Source organism: Candidatus Galacturonatibacter soehngenii (assembly GCF_008830185.1).
Lineage (GTDB): Bacteria > Bacillota > Clostridia > Lachnospirales > Lachnospiraceae > Lachnotalea > Lachnotalea soehngenii.
This window is the reverse complement of the sequence record NZ_WAGX01000007.1, coordinates 481,104-496,857: the sequence shown is the minus strand read 5'-3', so window position 1 is coordinate 496,857 and position 15,754 is coordinate 481,104. Positions and strand designations below refer to the sequence as shown.

Here is a 15,754-nt window from a genome sequence, read left to right as displayed (position 1 = left end):
GTGATAAACTATGACATGTTTATATTATAATTCAAATTTAAATGAATACTCTACAAAACGATTTCGAAGGCCTTCCAAATGCCCGCCAGTTGATAATCCTTATGTGTTTGCTGATTTTGTAAAAGACTATGATGCTCCTCCTTTTATTAACAAAATTTTTAAAAATGGTAAGGATGTAATCTTAGCTTACTTTGGGATTTTAGCAAATGCTTCAAACATGCCTGGTTATCTTGGTGGGTGCGGGTCAATTGGTGATTCTCTTTTGCCTTATCCCTACGCCTATGAATTGCTTACGCCTAGTCTGCAAGCACAAATGCCCTTGGAAGAATTTATACATTCTTTTCAGGGCATTGGGCATATTACACTATTAAATTTACATAAAGCATTTCATCCTGGAACAACAAATTTTAACACCTGTTATTATATGTTTGAAATAGAATCAATTACAGGTCCCTCTGCTTTAGAACAGCTTACTACATTAAGAATAGGCAGTTACTTTGTATACCATTATGGTATTATTTCAACTACGTTTAACGCTGTATCAGGCTGGAAGATTAGTAAAATTAGCAGTCTTCCAGAGGATTTTCTTTGCGCGCCTGATCATGGATGGATTTATTCTGCGACTAGTTTAGTAACTTTTGTCTACAAAGATTGGTATGAGTTAATAACACAAATCGACCAAGTAAAGCATGAGGGTAATATAGTATATGTTTATGCTTCTAATCCCAAAGCAAGCTATCGCTTTGATTTTATACGTATCACCAATGGTTATGATATTCTACTTCATGAAAATGTTTGTATTAAGGGTACTTTTCAAAAAATGAATCTCCTTAAACCACAAGATCAACAGCTTAAATTATCCATTTTAAATCCTGATTTGAATTTAAATTTTAGTAATTTCGGTCTGCAAAAATAGGTGTCTCAATAAATTGTTTGACGTCTTTTAGATTTTGATAATTTCCAAGAGCCCACATCAGTTTCATGGAAAGGGCTTCGGTAGTCATATCTGCTGCATAGATTACCTCTTGTTTTGCAAGTCTTTTACCAACCGCATAAATATTTAAATCAATTCCTTCATAAAGGCATTGTGTTGTGATTACCACTGCAATTCCTGCTTCAATTAACTTTGACACTTCCAAAACTATGTCATATTCCTCACTTGGAATACCGCCGATACCAAAACTTTCAATGATGACTCCTTTATAATTTTCTTTAATAAAAGAAAATATGGAAGGCTTCATACCAGGAAATAGCTTTAATATAAAGATGTTTTCACATAAATTTGTTTTTATTTGAAACGTATTTGTGTTACTATCCTCAAGCTTTTCCCAATGGTTTCCATAGTTTAAAGCACTGTTAACGGTTATTTTTCCAAGCATAATGTCTGCAACGGCTGGAAAATTAATACTTTTAAAAGAGTCCATACTCCTTGTTTTCATCTTGACAGCATGTGTACCACTTATCATTTTTCCATCAAAGGCAACAAAAACACCTCTAAGTTCCTCGCAGGAAAAGCGAATGGCATCTGATAAATTTTTCTTTGCATCTGTATTCATTGCTTCAATAGCAATTTGAGAGCCAGTTAAAACAACTGGCTTATTGACATTCTCAAGCATATACGTCAATGCCGCCGCCGTATATCCCATCGTATCCGTTCCATGAGTAACTACGAACCCATCATAATCCTTATAGTTATCATTGATTGCTTCTGCAATTCGAACCATTCGTTTTGGATTCATATTGGTACTGTCTATACTCATAATAGATATACCTGTCAAATGACAAATCGATTCAATATCTGGTATATATTCTAGAATTTGTTTTGCATCAATTGTTGGTAGCAACCCCGCTTCACTTTCAGAAGAAGCAATGGTACCACCCGTTGCGATTAATAATATTTTTTTCATAATTTCATCCTTTAAGCTATTCTAGATATGAAACTGTTGAATGACGTCTAGTAGTTCATTTGCTTTTTTTACAAGCACTTCAACTTCATCATTTATTTTCATAACCGCATCATTTTGTTCTTGTGTAGAACTTGCAACTTCTTGGGTTGCTGCGGCACTTTGCTGTGTTACGGCTGCTACTTCTTCAATTGAATTTGAAGCTTGCTCTGACTGCTCTTGTATTTGCTTTGTCTCTTCCGTAATACGAACCGTTCTTTCTACTACATCATGCATTTTATTTTCGATATCGATATAAAGTTTTCTGGTTTCTTCTAATGATATCTCCTGCTCATCCACTATTTTTTGCACCTGTGCTACTTCATCAACACTTTGCAAGGTCTTTTCCTGAATATCTTTTAATAACGCTCCTATTTCACCACTGAATTTAGCTGATTGTTCTGCAAGCTTTCTCACTTCATCTGCTACAACTGCAAAGCCTTTACCATTTTCTCCTGCTCTAGCAGCTTCAATTGCAGCATTTAAGGATAGCAAATTCGTCTGATTCGCAATTTCTCCTATTACTTCGGCAATTTCTTTAATGACATGTGATTTTTCTTCTAATTGATTAATTGCATCTTTCATCTTATAGGTTGACTTTTTATTATTTTTCATTAAGTCAGCTTGGTTATCTATTACCCTTAAACCATTCATAACAGAATTATTTACATCATTAATCTTTTCATAGGATTCTTCACTATCCTTTGTAATTCGATTAATTGACTCCGTAATCTGATTCACCATCTCTGCTCCAATTGTTACGGATTGAGATTGTTCTTGCGCGCCTTTTGCTAACTCATTTGTAGTATTTGATATATCATCAGATATATTCTTTGTGCTTGCAATCAATTCATTCACTTCATTGGAGGAAGAATCTACCATAGTTGCTACTTCAGAAATTTCTAATACCAGATTTCTGATATTATGAGACATACGGTTAAAGGCATTGGCTAATTCACGAATTTCCTTTGCACCATCTTCCTTTATCTGTATGTTAAGTTGTCCATTTGCAACCTGTATCGCTGCATTTGTCATATTCTTAATAGGTCTCGTTAAAATATTAGAAGTAACAATTGCAACAACTAGAATGATTGCTAATAGTATAATTGAAATACCAACAAAGGAGACACGAACGGTTGTAAGTTCTTGATAAACTTCCTTCTCCGGTATGGTAGCACCAATTATCCAAGAAGTTCCTTCTAGTTTTTTAAATGTAACTACTTTGTTCTCATTATTTAATGTATATTTTTCATTACCTGAATCCTTAGAAAGAAGTTTTTGTCCTAGTTTCTCTAATCCTGGTACCTCCAAAATATTTGTGTTTAAAAGAGTTTTGTCAGGATGTGCCAAAAACACACCGTTTTCATCTATTAAAAACGCATACCCTGATTCACCAATCTTTTGGGCATTTACCTGATTCGTTATTGCATCAAGTCGTAAGTCGATAGAAATAACGCCAAGCATATCTCCTGTTTTAGAACGAATTGCGGATGCAATTGAAATGGTAATTTGCTGTGTTTGAGCATCTACATAAGTATCCGTAAAGATAATGCCATCACTGTTTTGCGCTTCCTGATACCAAGGTCTTTGCTTGGGATCAAAATCAGGTGGCACCTCCCATAACGAGCCAACAATCATTCTTCCTTCTTCTGTCCCAATGTATATATCTGAAACAATTCCTTTGTTACTAGCTGTTTGAAGAATTTGGTTTAAATAATTTGGAGTAACTTCACTTCCGATTTCCTCACTTTGTAATGCTGCGAGAGCTTCTACAATCTGCACCTTGCTCATAAGCCAGCCTTCAATACTATCTTCCAAATGTGTTACTGTTGAAGACAATTTCTCTTCAATTTTAGCTTCTGTTTGATTTTGAACTACATAATCTGCGTAAATAGCCAAAACCGAGATTGCACTAATAATGATGCAGGTAAATGCAAGAGTAAGTAATGTTCGTAATTTCATAAAAATTCCTCCAATATGCTAATTCGTAAATACTATACTATCATAACATATCAAAGGAAAAGAAAAAAATACAAAAATTCGCAAAATATCTTTTATTTTACTGTCTATTATTGGTCAAATTTGTCAATACTTTGGTTATTTCATCATCGGATAATGGTTTGTAAAAATAATACCCTTGTACTTCATCACACTTTTTCTCAATTAGGTAGTCTAGTTGTTCAATGGTTTCAACGCCTTCTGCAATGACTTTTAGTTTTAAGTCCTTGGCAAGCTTTATAATTACATCAACGATTACTTTATCCTTGTCACAAGTTAAGATACCTTTTATGAAATGCATATCAATCTTTAAACGATCGATTGGTAACATCTTAATACGGTTTAAGGAAGAATATTCAATACCAAAATCGTCAATAGCTAAAGAAACCCCTAAAGTCTTTAGTTTTGTTAGTACTTCAATGATATATTCCGACTCTTGCATTGCAACATTTTCAGTAATTTCTAGCTCTAAGTACCTTGCTTCCAGACCTGTCTCTTCCAAAACCTTCATAACAATATTTGTAAAATTAGAATTAAGAAGTTGGTTTACAGAAACATTAACTGCCATCCTCACTGGCTTTAGGCCTTGTTCTTGCCATTTCTTATTCTGCGCACAAGCCGTTTTAAGAACCCATTCTCCAATAGAATTAATCAAGCTCGTATGTTCCGCAATCGGAATGAAGATTCCTGGTGATATCATTCCAAGTTCTGGATGATACCATCTAGCTAGTGCTTCCACTGCAATAATTTCTCCTGTTTCGATTGCAACCTGCGGTTGATACACAATTGAAAACTCACTTCTTTCTTGCGCATGATATAAATTGTTCGTAAGAATAAGTGACTGCTCAATCTCTTCTTTCATCTCTGGTGAGCAAAAAACAAATTGATTTCTTCCACTCGTTTTTGCTTTATACATAGCAATATCTGCATTCTTAATTAGGGTATCATTATCCATACCATCTACTGGGAAAATTGAAATACCAACACTTGCAGTAATATTAAATTCTTGTTCTTCAATATATAAAGGTTGTTCTAGTTGTTTGATGATTTTGGCTGCAACGGTTTCGATATCCGCTTTGCAGGTAACATCATTTAGCATAATTAAAAATTCATCTCCACCAAAACGACAAACTGTATCGGTCTTACGAATACATTTAGCAAGCCTGTCCGCAATCATAATCAGTATTTTATCTCCGTAATGGTGACCGAGTGTGTCATTTACAATTTTAAATGAATCAAGATCAAGAAAAATAATGCCAAACAAACCTCCGTTTTGATGAGACTTTTCAATTACTTGATTGATGCATTTCGAAAACATCTGTCTATTTGGAATATTGGTTAGCTGATCATAATATGCCATTTTTTCCATTTTTTTCTCAGAGCAGATTTTTATATGAGCTTCTCCCAAAATATTTCCAATCGTCATTAATATCTTTGTAAAGGATTCGTCGAACTTCTTTTTATTTGATACGTAATCGATTCTTAAAAAACCAATGTTATGCTCTTGCCTTTTCAGGGGTATTATCAATACAGATTTTACCTGCTGATTCAGCAAGAATATTTTTTCTGCTTCTGCTTCTTTGGCTAATTCGTCTACATTTGATACTAAAACCACTCCATTGTCTTTTAGTTGTTGTTTAATCCATGGAAATCTAACTATATTAATATCTTGCAATGAGTATCTATCTACATTATTGTTTCCTTCGTTGCACCAGAAGTAATAAGCTTCATCCTCTGCTAATTCTTGTGTTTCTCTAAAATAGATGTGGGCTCTATCTGCCTGAACATAATCACAGATTAAATTCAATACCTCTTTCATCTTTTCCTTTGTATTTTCATTGTTGACTTGAATCACATGAGAGGATACCAAAAACAAGAGATCATGGGCCTGTACTTTTTCTGACAGCTGATTAAGCCTTAGCAAGTAAATCCTATTTATGTGTTGAATTAACATAATTGTAATTCCGATTAAACCAACTCGTGCAAAAAAATCGGAGTTATCCAAAGCAACCTCTTTGTAAGGAGCAAATATCCACAGATAAAACTGCGTAAACATGATCGATGTAGATACCATGGTAAGTATTGTTGCATTGTTAAAAAGAAGTGTTGCTATTATAATTATAAACGAAAACGCCCATACTGTAATAGCTCCATCATCAGCAAATCTTAAGGTGATAACTGGTATTGCAAAAGAAAGTATTACCGAATACAATATTATCTTCAACTCTTTTTTTGGTATGTATCGATGTACCAAATATATGCCAGCACCAAATAAAACTAAAATAAATGTAAATCCAATGACTTGAAACAAATTAGCTTGTTTATGATATATAAATTGTGTTAACAGATATAGCATTCCTCCAAAAACAAATGCTTGTGCCAAGTATCTGATAATCTTTGTTCGAAACTGTTCAACAAATACATTGTCCTCAATCCAAGAATCTGCTTTCATCAAGTTATAATTTCGTATGGAATAAAAAATACCAAAAATAGGGAAGATAAAAATCAACGGTGTAATAATATAAAAATAATGATGCTCTAAAAATATATCCAACAATTTCGTTACTGCAATCGAACAAAAAGCGATATAATAGGTTAATAAAAGTAAATATGCTTGTTTTCTCTGATTCATATCATTACATTGTTTTTTCCAGAAATAAACCAGTAGTATTCCAAGTACCATTGAGCTAAGTGAATATAAATCAAAAAGGTAATTCCACATTCCATTTTCGATAACAAATACATAGCCAATCGGAGTCTTAATCAAGGTATAGAGTTGTTTTGTAATAGGTTCTGAAATGGCTACTATATAAACAGCAATTGCACATGGTAAATAAAGAAGGAACTTTGATCCTTTCTTTTTTAAAAATTTTTCTTGATTGGTTAAAATCAAAATATAATGGATTAAAAACGCATAAAATGTTGCCATTCCAATTGCAGAGAATCTAACCCATAGAAAACTTATCTCATCACTTTTAGCTACCAAAGAAAGTGCTGCTCCAAAACACCAACAGCTTAAGGACGTACAAAACAAAAAAGCTAGTTTATTTAAACTTGTATTAATATTCTTGTACAGAAAATAGACTCCCATTCCAATACTAAACGATGCCGCTACAAAATATATCCCATAGATTAAAACAGATAAATTATTCATATACTTCCTCATCCTAACTATAATTTCAACATAATATGTTGAATTTTATCGAATCTGATATTAACAATTTAACTTATTCCATATAACAAGTCAATCATTTTTCCAGAATATAGTGCTATTATTGCACAATAACAAATAGCAATCCCAGTAAACATAGTACTTTAGATGGATTTATATTTCAACATTTTTTTCACAGAAAGAAGCACTATGTAAATCAGTGCTTCTTTTCATCTATATCAATATTCACTTTTAAGGTTAATCTGAACTTTGATATGTTTTTTTCCACTGATCATAATTCCATACATCCAAGAAATGCCTTGCTGCCTTACTCCCATTATAAAACAAAGCATCACTTTCCTTATCCGATATTCCAAAATCAGTTGCACCAATATTTTTCTCTTTTCCGTCTAATTGTATGATAGTTGGAATCGTAACTGTTCTTTGATAATCACCTTTTGACGCAGAAATGTATTGCTTATCTTTTGCATTTAAACCTGTCGAGGCCAAAGACCAAATATATTCTATAATATTCATTTTCATATCTTTAACTTCTCGTTTTGTCTCTTGTGCTTCATCAATAAATTTAAATCCTATTGTGTGGCAAGGTGGATAAGCTTTTACCTTATCAAAGATCCATATCGGATAGTTGCTAAGTAGTCCACCATCTACTATGTAATGTTCTTTACCGTTACAATCCATTAATCGATACGGCTCATAAAAAATGGGTATACTCATACTCATACGTACTGCCTTTGCAATCGGGAAAGTATCAGGATCAATGCAAAAATCCTTCAAATCATTTGGCAAAATCAAAAGCTTTTGTTCAGTAAGATCAGAAGCTGTAATCTGCAGGCGATAAGGCACATCACCGCAAGGATTTATTTCTGTCTTTATATCTTTAAATGTAACTTTTCCTTTCTTTTTTAGTAAGTCATTTAACCACTCTTCAAAATAATCTGCACTATAAATCCCATAATGATAAAGAATGCTGATTACTTTTCCTATGGTTCCGATCCGATCTAATAAGGATTCTTGCTTAAACTTCATGTAATTAACATGATCCATCTCTTTTCTTATTTCTTCACAAGTATAACCTGCAGCTAAAAGTGACGCAACAATTGCTCCCGCAGAAGACCCTGCTAAATTAACGAATTCATATCCCTTTTTTTCAAAAATGCAGGCTGCACCTACGTGACCAATTCCTCGCATACCTCCGCCTTCAAATACAGCATTGATTCGCTTATTCAGAATAATCACCCCCATTGTAGTATACGCACCTGTCGTTAAAATGGTGAAAGATGTCTTTTAAATAAAGAGTAATTATCTTTTTATATAATAAAACTGCCTTATAATAGGCAGTTTATTGATTCATATATAATGTTGAATATAGCTTATTATTTAATTTGGTTTTCCAAGAAATATTCAGGATAGGCCTTTCGTATAGTATCTTGCTCCTCTTTTGAATATCCACTTAAATGACTATCAATTGCATGTCTTAGTTCTTCTTTGTTTTTATCTTTTAGAGCCTTAATTATTTTTTTATGTTCACATACAATTCTATCATCATTTATCGCAGCAAGTCTTATACTTCTTATTCGGTCAAAATGAATATATAAAGAATCTTTGATATAAAACAAACGTTCCTTATTTGCAATCTGGAATAGTTTCAAATGAAATTCATTATCTAATTCTAATAATTTATCCGTATGATGATTTTGTAATGCTACTTTTTGCAGTTGAATATTAAATTCTAACTCTTCAAAATCCTTTTCTGTAACCAAATCACATACCTCTTCTAATATAGCTCGCTCAATTGCCAAACGAAGAAATCTTGCTTCGTTTGCAGCTTCAAAGTCAATATATGATATTACATTGCCTTTTTGGGGGTAAACCTCAATAATTCCAGTCCTATTTAGTTCCAATAAGGCTTCTCTAACTGGCGTTCTGCTAATTCCTAACTTTTCAGATAACTCATATACGCTTGCAGTACTCCCTGGGACTAATTCAAGAGATATGATATTGTCTCTTAACATCCTATATGCATACTCACGAGCTGTTTCATTTGAAAACCTTTTTAATAGATGCATTCTTAAACCCCTATATTCAAATTTTTATGTTTATGTTTTTTATATCAAAGTTTTTTATGTTTGTCAAATCCATTAGAAAAGTAATTTCTGTTTTATATTATTTTTCAAAATAAAGAATAACTTTTCTAATGGAAGAGTCTTTCGTATCAATAAAGTCAAATGCTTTTTGTGCATCTTCAAAATAAAACCTATGTGATATACTTCCGGTTATATCCAATTGATTTTCATTTATATAATCAATTGCTTTTTGAAACTTCTTGTTTTGAAGCCTTGATCCACGTACATCAATTTCTTTCGAAGTGATCTTATATTGAGTAATTGAAGTTGGCTGCTCAGAAAAGCCCATTGTTATTACCCTTCCTGCATTTCCAACCACATCTAGTAATGTTGCCAAAGAATCTTTTGTGCATGCAGCGTCTATGCAAACCGTAGCACCATATCCGTCGCTGTATTCCTTTGTTTTACTTACGATATCTTCTTTTGAAAGGTTAATGATATAATCCGCTCCATTGTCTAACGCTTCTTTTAATTTTGAACCGACTACATCAGCTACAATAATCTTTGCTCCTGATATTTTTGCAATTCTTAATATGCTACTTCCAAGGGCTCCATATCCTAAAATTAACAAGGTATCATCTGCAGTAAGCTCTGCTCTTGAGCAACTTTGAATTGCTATTGTAGTTGGTTCAATTAAGACAGCATCTTCATATGACAATTTATCTGGGATAATATAGCAATCACTCTCCGCAACAGACATATACTCTCTATATCCTCCATCAATATGAACACCTCTAACTTGTAAGTCTGCACACACATTTCCTCTTCCTGCCTTGCAAGCATAACATTTGCCGCAGTTTGTAACTTGGTCAATAATTACCCTATCCCCAACGTGTAGCTTTTTTACATTTTCTCCAATCTCAACGACTTCTCCTACCATTTCATGACCAATCACTCTTGGATAGGTGGCAGCTGCATTGGTTCCATGATAAATGGAAATATCTGATCCACAGATTCCAGCTGCCTTTATTTTTATCAACACATTGTTCTTTTTAGTTAGAACAGGCATATTCATATCAATTATTTTTAATTTATTTGGATGCTCGATTTGAATCCCTTTCATCGTTAACCACTTCTTTCTAATCTACTTTAACTTTACATATGATTTTTCGTACAACTATGCTTTCTTCAAATACATTGCATAGTGGTCTGTGGGGTTCCATTGGCCATACAGCATAGAATTCTCCCTCACCTACCTTTACCTGAAATGAATTCTCACATTCAAAAAAACCATTATCACTTTGCTCGTCATATGGAATTACACCTTCAGGATTATCCATAATCGGTGCAATTCCACATACTTCACAACCATTGATGACATAATGAATATCCATATATTTTTTATGAATCTCCATCTTTGCTTGGCTTTGTTTAACTGTTTCCTTTGTTATGACGAAGGCAGTTACTTCTCCAGGCACCAATTCATATTTTCCATCTGCTAACGTATCACCTTTTGCATTCTTTTCTATAAATTCCAATGCAGTCTTAATATTATGATTGGTTTGATAATATCGAGGTGCATGTTTTATTTGATCAAATATCATAGGCGCTCCTCTCCTTTTATATCTGTTAACTATAGCGATTTGATTTCTTCCCAAACACCATCGTCTACAAATATTCCATTTTCATCGTGATCTTTGTTAAACTGAATATAATCTTCTCCAGGAGCCATAATTCCTTTTGAATTTTCTGCAAGCTCTGCACTTTTTAAATATTCAATTGCACGGGTAATGGTATTTGTCATACTATCACCGTCCGTAATTTTTTTAGGATCAATCAGAATCATAACCTGTGAACATCCGCCACAGCTTCCTTTTGTAGCTGCATCCAAATCAGCCGCACCAACTCCATCTGTTAACACAGCACCTAATACATCTAACATAAAGGAAAAGCTTGAACCCTTCCAATAGCCTATTGGTAAAATTCTCATGGACTCTTCAATTGCTCCTGGATCATCTGTTAAATTGCCATCATTATCGAATCCACCCGGGAAAGGAAGCTTTTTGCCCGCTAATCTTGTTACCTGAAGTTTTCCATAGGCGTATTGTGATATTGCCATGTCAAGTTGAAGTACAGGTTGATTGTCATTTCCAGGAAGAGCCATAACAAAAGGGTTGTTTCCTAAACGGCATTCTTTTGCTCCCCATGGTGGCATACAAGCTTCAGTATTTGTCCACATAATGGCAACATACCCCTTCCTTGCTGCATATAAACCATAAGTGCCACCTCTCATCCAATGAGTGGTATTTTTAAGTCCAATCATACCAATTCCATACTGGTCTGCCATTTCCATAGCACGGTCGCATGCAAACAATGCATTTAGTATTCCCGGCCCCATATTTCCATTATATACTTTAATGGCACCACAATCTTTTTCAAGTGTCGGGTCTGCATTTACATCTACCCAACCCTTTTTTATATAATCTACAAACCTTGCTACTCGATTCGTTCCATGGGAATAAATCCCATCATAGGTTGATTCTGTGTGGATTCTCGCACAGATATCTGCTTTTTCCTCTGAAAGCCCGTATTTTATAAATACACGTTTAATTTCTGATTGAATTTCTTCGAATGTTAATCTCATAAGTGTTCTCCTTTATACATTAATTTAAGCTCCATAAATTAAATTTGGTAAAAATAATACTAACTGTGGAAATACTGCTAGAATGACAAGTAGTACTACAATCGCTCCTACAAAAGGAATGGATTCTTTTGTATATTTCTCAACAGGGCACTCTAGTATGGAACAAGTGGTATACATCGTAACTCCAATTGGCGGAGTCATACCTCCCATGGTGATTAAGATCATATACATAACTCCAAAATGAACAGGATCAATTCCATATTGCGTTATAATTGGTAAGAATATTGGCGTTAATAACAAAACATTTGCTGTTGCTTCCATAAACATTCCTACTATAAAAACAAAAATCATAATAATTGTTAGTACAATGTATTTATTATTTGATGTTTGTATAATTAAGTTGGCTAATGTTTGAGGTAAACGCCCTGTAACAATTGCATAGCCAAATGCATTGGAACATATGATAATAAACATAATTACTGCCAAATCAACTGCTGTTTGCTTTAAGCATTCTACCATAACTTTAAATGTAAGTTCCTTATATACAAATACTCCTACGAATATTGCATATACTACTGCAAAAGCTCCTGCCTCCGATGGGGTAAATACACCAAATCGTATTCCAACAATTAAAATCACTGGAAATATAAGAGCCCAAATGTTATCTAATAAACCTTTTAATACCTCTTTTATCGTTGGAAAATGCTCGTGTTCCTTCACATAACTTCGCTTTTTAGAAATTTTGGCTACGGCAAACATCAACGCAACTGTCATTAAAAACCCTGGTATTATTCCTCCCATAAACAATCTACCGATTGATACCTCACCAGTTACTCCATATAAAATCAGTCCAAGGCTAGGTGGGATAGTGGAAGTAATTAATCCTCCCATGGCTAGTATCGCCGCAGTAAACCCTTTTGAGTATCCTCTTTTCTCCATATCAGGACCCAAAATTCGACTTTCCATTGCGGCATCTGCTGTGGCAGACCCAGATATTCCACCCATCAAGCAAGATAATACAACTGATACCTGGGCAAGTCCACCACGCATATGTCCTGTTACCAATGTTGCAAACTTAATCAGTCTCGATGTAATACCCGTTTCATTCATAAGATTTCCTGCCAATACAAAGAACGGTACTGCTAATAATGAGAAGGATTGTGTACTACTTACCATTTTTTGAACTACAATTTGCACTGGTACATTCTCAATCACAAAGAAAACAAGTGCTGATATTCCTACTGTTAAAGCAATTGGCATACCGATTGCGAGAAGTATAATAAATGTTAATCCTAACCATATCATGCTATGATTTCTCCCTTCTCAATACTAGAATAATCGTTTTTCACAAAATTTTTCACATATGTGACAATGTTTTTTACAACGGTTAGACACATCAATGCACATCCAACAGGACAGCTAGCAGTCGCAAAGGAATAACTGATATAAAGTGTATTATATTTTCTTGCTGCATTTATAATACATAAATTAACTCCATAATATACTGCAAACAAAAGAAACGCTAACATTAACAAAGAATTAAATAAAAATATGGCATTTCTAAGTTTTACAGGAAATCGATTTACTAGCATATCAACACCCATGTGTTTATTTTGCCTCATTGCTAAATCAGCACCAATAAAACTAACCCAAGCAAATGTCAACTGTGCCAAATCGGTTGATATCGACATGTCAATACCAAAAAAGCGTAAGATTGCAGCTGCAAACACAGTTATAATGAGCAGACCCAAACCCAGACACACGATACTGATTTCTATTTTAGAAAGTAGCTCTTCAAACTTCTTAACCATCAAATCTCTCCTTACATTTATCTACCTAATTCAGCATCTAGTTTGGCTTTAATTTGTGTATATCCTAGTGTTTCATAAGCTATATTACATGCTTCCTTAAAAGCTTCTTTATTACATTCAATCACTTCAATACCACCTTCTTTTAATGTGCGAAGGTACTCTTCGTTTTTCGCTAATACCGCTTCTGAAGCTGCAGTTCCAGCCTTATAAGACTGATCAATTAAAATTGTTTGATATTCTTCTGGTAAACTCTTCATCCAAGCATCCGATATTACTAATGCTGTAAGTAACTGCTGGTGTCCTGTAAATGATAAGTATTTCGTAACCTCTTGCATAGAAGAACCTACTGCTGCTGAAAGATGTACCTCAACCCCTTCAATTACTTGTTGCTGTAATGCCTGATATGCCTCTGACCAAGCTAAAACAGTTGTATTCGCACCCATAGCCTCCAAAGTTGCTGTTACAACCTGTGATCCTGAAGAACGAATTCTTTGTCCTTTTAAATCACTTGGCTCTACAATTGGTTTTTTTGTAAACAGTTCTCTTTCTCCCTGATAATAATTAAAGGATAAAATATTGAACCCTTGTTGCTCAATCTGGCTACACAAGTCTTTATATACATCCGTTGCAAATAGCTTTAGCACCTCTTCATAGCTATCGGCAATATATGGCGCCTGTAATACACCAAAGTCATACACATAGTTGCTTAAACGGCCTGGATCTGTAATAATACCAACGCCTGCCCCTACAAGCGCCTGTTCCAAAACATCTTCATCACTTCCAAGCTGTGAGCTAGAGTAAATCTCAACCTGAACTTCACCATTTGTTTGTTCTTCTACATTTTTTTCAAATACATTCTCCAAGGCTTGATACAAAGGGTCGTTCTCACTTAATGCAGTTCCAATCTTTAAGGTATACTTCCCTTGCGTAGCGGCAACCTCTGCCTTAGAATCTGTTTTTGTAGTTTCATTTGAGTTAGACTCTACTTCGCTTGAACTTCCTTTGCCTGCACATGCTGTTAAAGATACGGTTAACACTCCCGCCAAAACAATTGATAATAGTTTTTTCATACTTCATTTACCTCCTTTTTATAATAATATGTTAACATGTTAATATGTTATTGTCAATCATGTATAAATTACTATAAATCAAACGTGCTTTTTATGAATTTGTACTAGTTTTTTTTATTCAAAACATTTATATAAAAAGAGAATTCTTAAGCCAAAATATTGACTTAGAATTCTCTTATTAATTCTATTATTAAACTTTTACATGTTCTTATATTTCTTCCCCATGTTGCAACCGAAACAATACACTACTTCTTTTCAAAGTAATTAATAGAAGTAACGAAAGACTTGATCCAACCACAGTACTTATAAGGAAGGGAAGAATAAAACCATAGATAGCGACTGTACTCGATAAAAACAAAGCTGCTATCGGATAAGCCAAAATTGCACCTACTATTCCCGTTCCAAATATCTCTCCTAATACCGCTCCATAAATATTTTTGCTATAACGATACATAAGACCACTTAACAGGGCTCCGCACATACTACCCGGAAAAGCTAGCAAACTACCAGTTCCCATCACATTACGAAGCAAGGATGTGGCAAATGCCATTCCCACACCATAAACAGGTCCTAAAACAACTGCCGCTATCACATTTACAAAATGTTGCACTGGAAATGCCTTTGCCACGCCAATAGGAATATAAAAGGCAGAACACACTACCCCCATCGCCACCAATACACCTGCTAATGCTAGTTTCTTTACTTTCATACAAATCTCTCCTTCTGCTTTTAATTAATTAAATATGAATGGATGGAATGAATTCCTCTACAACGCAAAAATGAGATACACCCATAGGTATATCTCATACGAATACATATAATAATTTATAGCATTGTAATCCCTACGTTGGCATTATCCAAATCAGGTACGGTCGAAACTATAGTTTCCTCTCAGCCTGTCTCACAAGCTCCCGATACTATTTAATTGCTGTTATTATAGGTCTGATTCTTTGTGCTGTCAAGTCATAGTTTTCTTCTATGCTAGGAGACGTTGGTTTTGATTTCTCATCCTTTTCTTTTATTTTAATATTTGCATTCCGATACAAAGGC

Annotated in this window: 14 protein-coding genes and 1 riboswitch; of the genes, 1 reads left to right on the top strand and 13 read right to left on the bottom strand. The window is 34.2% G+C overall.

Annotated elements, in window-relative coordinates:
- Positions 1-10: 10 nt before the first annotated feature.
- On the top strand, positions 11-916 hold the full coding sequence (locus F7O84_RS17040; RefSeq protein WP_151148020.1) for a hypothetical protein: 906 nt from the start codon (positions 11-13) through the stop codon (positions 914-916).
- Here the strand turns inward: F7O84_RS17040 and F7O84_RS17035 are convergent.
- The 13 genes from F7O84_RS17035 to F7O84_RS19410 form a co-directional block, all read right to left on the bottom strand.
- Positions 891-1,907, bottom strand: coding sequence for an asparaginase (locus F7O84_RS17035; RefSeq protein WP_151148016.1), 1,017 nt, complete (start codon positions 1,905-1,907; stop codon positions 891-893). The genes F7O84_RS17040 and F7O84_RS17035 overlap by 26 nt on opposite strands.
- A 21-nt stretch (positions 1,908-1,928) precedes the next feature.
- A complete protein-coding gene (locus tag F7O84_RS17030) occupies positions 1,929-3,905 on the bottom strand; it encodes a methyl-accepting chemotaxis protein (protein WP_151148013.1) in 1,977 nt (658 codons plus the stop codon).
- Between the two features lie 97 nt (positions 3,906-4,002).
- A complete protein-coding gene (locus F7O84_RS17025) occupies positions 4,003-7,095 on the bottom strand; it encodes an EAL domain-containing protein (RefSeq protein WP_192451810.1) in 3,093 nt (1,030 codons plus the stop codon).
- 255 nt (positions 7,096-7,350) lie between these two features.
- The gene (locus F7O84_RS17020) at positions 7,351-8,358 is read right to left on the bottom strand and encodes a patatin-like phospholipase family protein (RefSeq protein WP_151148007.1); all 1,008 of its coding nucleotides are present in this window, start codon (positions 8,356-8,358) and stop codon (positions 7,351-7,353) included.
- Positions 8,359-8,489: 131 nt separating this feature from the next.
- Positions 8,490-9,182 (bottom strand): GntR family transcriptional regulator, encoded by a 693-nt coding sequence (locus F7O84_RS17015; RefSeq protein WP_151148004.1) that lies wholly within the window; start codon positions 9,180-9,182, stop codon positions 8,490-8,492.
- A 97-nt stretch (positions 9,183-9,279) separates the two neighbouring features.
- Positions 9,280-10,302 carry a zinc-binding alcohol dehydrogenase family protein gene (locus tag F7O84_RS17010; protein ID WP_151148001.1) on the bottom strand — a complete coding sequence of 341 codons (1,023 nt, stop codon included), beginning with the start codon at positions 10,300-10,302 and terminating at the stop codon, positions 9,280-9,282.
- A gap of 16 nt (positions 10,303-10,318) precedes the next feature.
- Positions 10,319-10,783: a NanQ anomerase/TabA/YiaL family protein gene (locus tag F7O84_RS17005; RefSeq protein WP_151147999.1), complete on the bottom strand. Its 465-nt coding sequence runs from the start codon at positions 10,781-10,783 to the stop codon at positions 10,319-10,321.
- Between the two features lie 29 nt (positions 10,784-10,812).
- Positions 10,813-11,823, bottom strand: coding sequence for a 3-dehydro-L-gulonate 2-dehydrogenase (gene yiaK / locus F7O84_RS17000; protein ID WP_151147997.1), 1,011 nt, complete (start codon positions 11,821-11,823; stop codon positions 10,813-10,815).
- A 24-nt stretch (positions 11,824-11,847) separates the two neighbouring features.
- On the bottom strand, positions 11,848-13,128 hold the full coding sequence (locus F7O84_RS16995) for a TRAP transporter large permease (RefSeq protein ID WP_151147995.1): 1,281 nt from the start codon (positions 13,126-13,128) through the stop codon (positions 11,848-11,850).
- Positions 13,125-13,634: a TRAP transporter small permease gene (locus F7O84_RS16990; protein WP_151147993.1), complete on the bottom strand. Its 510-nt coding sequence runs from the start codon at positions 13,632-13,634 to the stop codon at positions 13,125-13,127. The genes F7O84_RS16995 and F7O84_RS16990 overlap by 4 nt, the downstream gene beginning before the upstream one ends.
- Positions 13,635-13,651: 17 nt before the next feature.
- The gene (locus tag F7O84_RS16985) at positions 13,652-14,704 is read right to left on the bottom strand and encodes a C4-dicarboxylate TRAP transporter substrate-binding protein (protein WP_151147991.1); all 1,053 of its coding nucleotides are present in this window, start codon (positions 14,702-14,704) and stop codon (positions 13,652-13,654) included.
- 208 nt (positions 14,705-14,912) lie between these two features.
- Positions 14,913-15,413, bottom strand: coding sequence for an energy coupling factor transporter S component ThiW (gene thiW / locus F7O84_RS16980; protein WP_151147990.1), 501 nt, complete (start codon positions 15,411-15,413; stop codon positions 14,913-14,915).
- Between the two features lie 112 nt (positions 15,414-15,525).
- Positions 15,526-15,629: riboswitch (TPP riboswitch) on the bottom strand.
- The gene (locus F7O84_RS19410; RefSeq protein ID WP_279238013.1) at positions 15,622-15,750 is read right to left on the bottom strand and encodes a hypothetical protein; all 129 of its coding nucleotides are present in this window, start codon (positions 15,748-15,750) and stop codon (positions 15,622-15,624) included. Its footprint overlaps the riboswitch before it by 8 nt.
- Between the last annotated feature and the right edge of the window lie 4 nt (positions 15,751-15,754).

Excerpts from the sequence above, each read along its gene's own strand:
- F7O84_RS17040 (WP_151148020.1), top strand. The coding sequence starts at position 11 with ATGACATGTTTATATTATAATTCAAATTTAAATGAATACTCTACAAAA.
- F7O84_RS17035 (WP_151148016.1), bottom strand. The coding sequence starts at position 1,907 with ATGAAAAAAATATTATTAATCGCAACGGGTGGTACCATTGCTTCTTCT.
- F7O84_RS17030 (WP_151148013.1), bottom strand. The coding sequence starts at position 3,905 with ATGAAATTACGAACATTACTTACTCTTGCATTTACCTGCATCATTATT.
- F7O84_RS17025 (WP_192451810.1), bottom strand. The coding sequence starts at position 7,095 with ATGAATAATTTATCTGTTTTAATCTATGGGATATATTTTGTAGCGGCA.
- F7O84_RS17020 (WP_151148007.1), bottom strand. The coding sequence starts at position 8,358 with ATGGGGGTGATTATTCTGAATAAGCGAATCAATGCTGTATTTGAAGGC.
- F7O84_RS17015 (WP_151148004.1), bottom strand. The coding sequence starts at position 9,182 with ATGCATCTATTAAAAAGGTTTTCAAATGAAACAGCTCGTGAGTATGCA.
- F7O84_RS17010 (WP_151148001.1), bottom strand. The coding sequence starts at position 10,302 with ATGAAAGGGATTCAAATCGAGCATCCAAATAAATTAAAAATAATTGAT.
- F7O84_RS17005 (WP_151147999.1), bottom strand. The coding sequence starts at position 10,783 with ATGATATTTGATCAAATAAAACATGCACCTCGATATTATCAAACCAAT.
- yiaK (WP_151147997.1), bottom strand. The coding sequence starts at position 11,823 with ATGAGATTAACATTCGAAGAAATTCAATCAGAAATTAAACGTGTATTT.
- F7O84_RS16995 (WP_151147995.1), bottom strand. The coding sequence starts at position 13,128 with ATGATATGGTTAGGATTAACATTTATTATACTTCTCGCAATCGGTATG.
- F7O84_RS16990 (WP_151147993.1), bottom strand. The coding sequence starts at position 13,634 with ATGGTTAAGAAGTTTGAAGAGCTACTTTCTAAAATAGAAATCAGTATC.
- F7O84_RS16985 (WP_151147991.1), bottom strand. The coding sequence starts at position 14,704 with ATGAAAAAACTATTATCAATTGTTTTGGCGGGAGTGTTAACCGTATCT.
- thiW (WP_151147990.1), bottom strand. The coding sequence starts at position 15,413 with ATGAAAGTAAAGAAACTAGCATTAGCAGGTGTATTGGTGGCGATGGGG.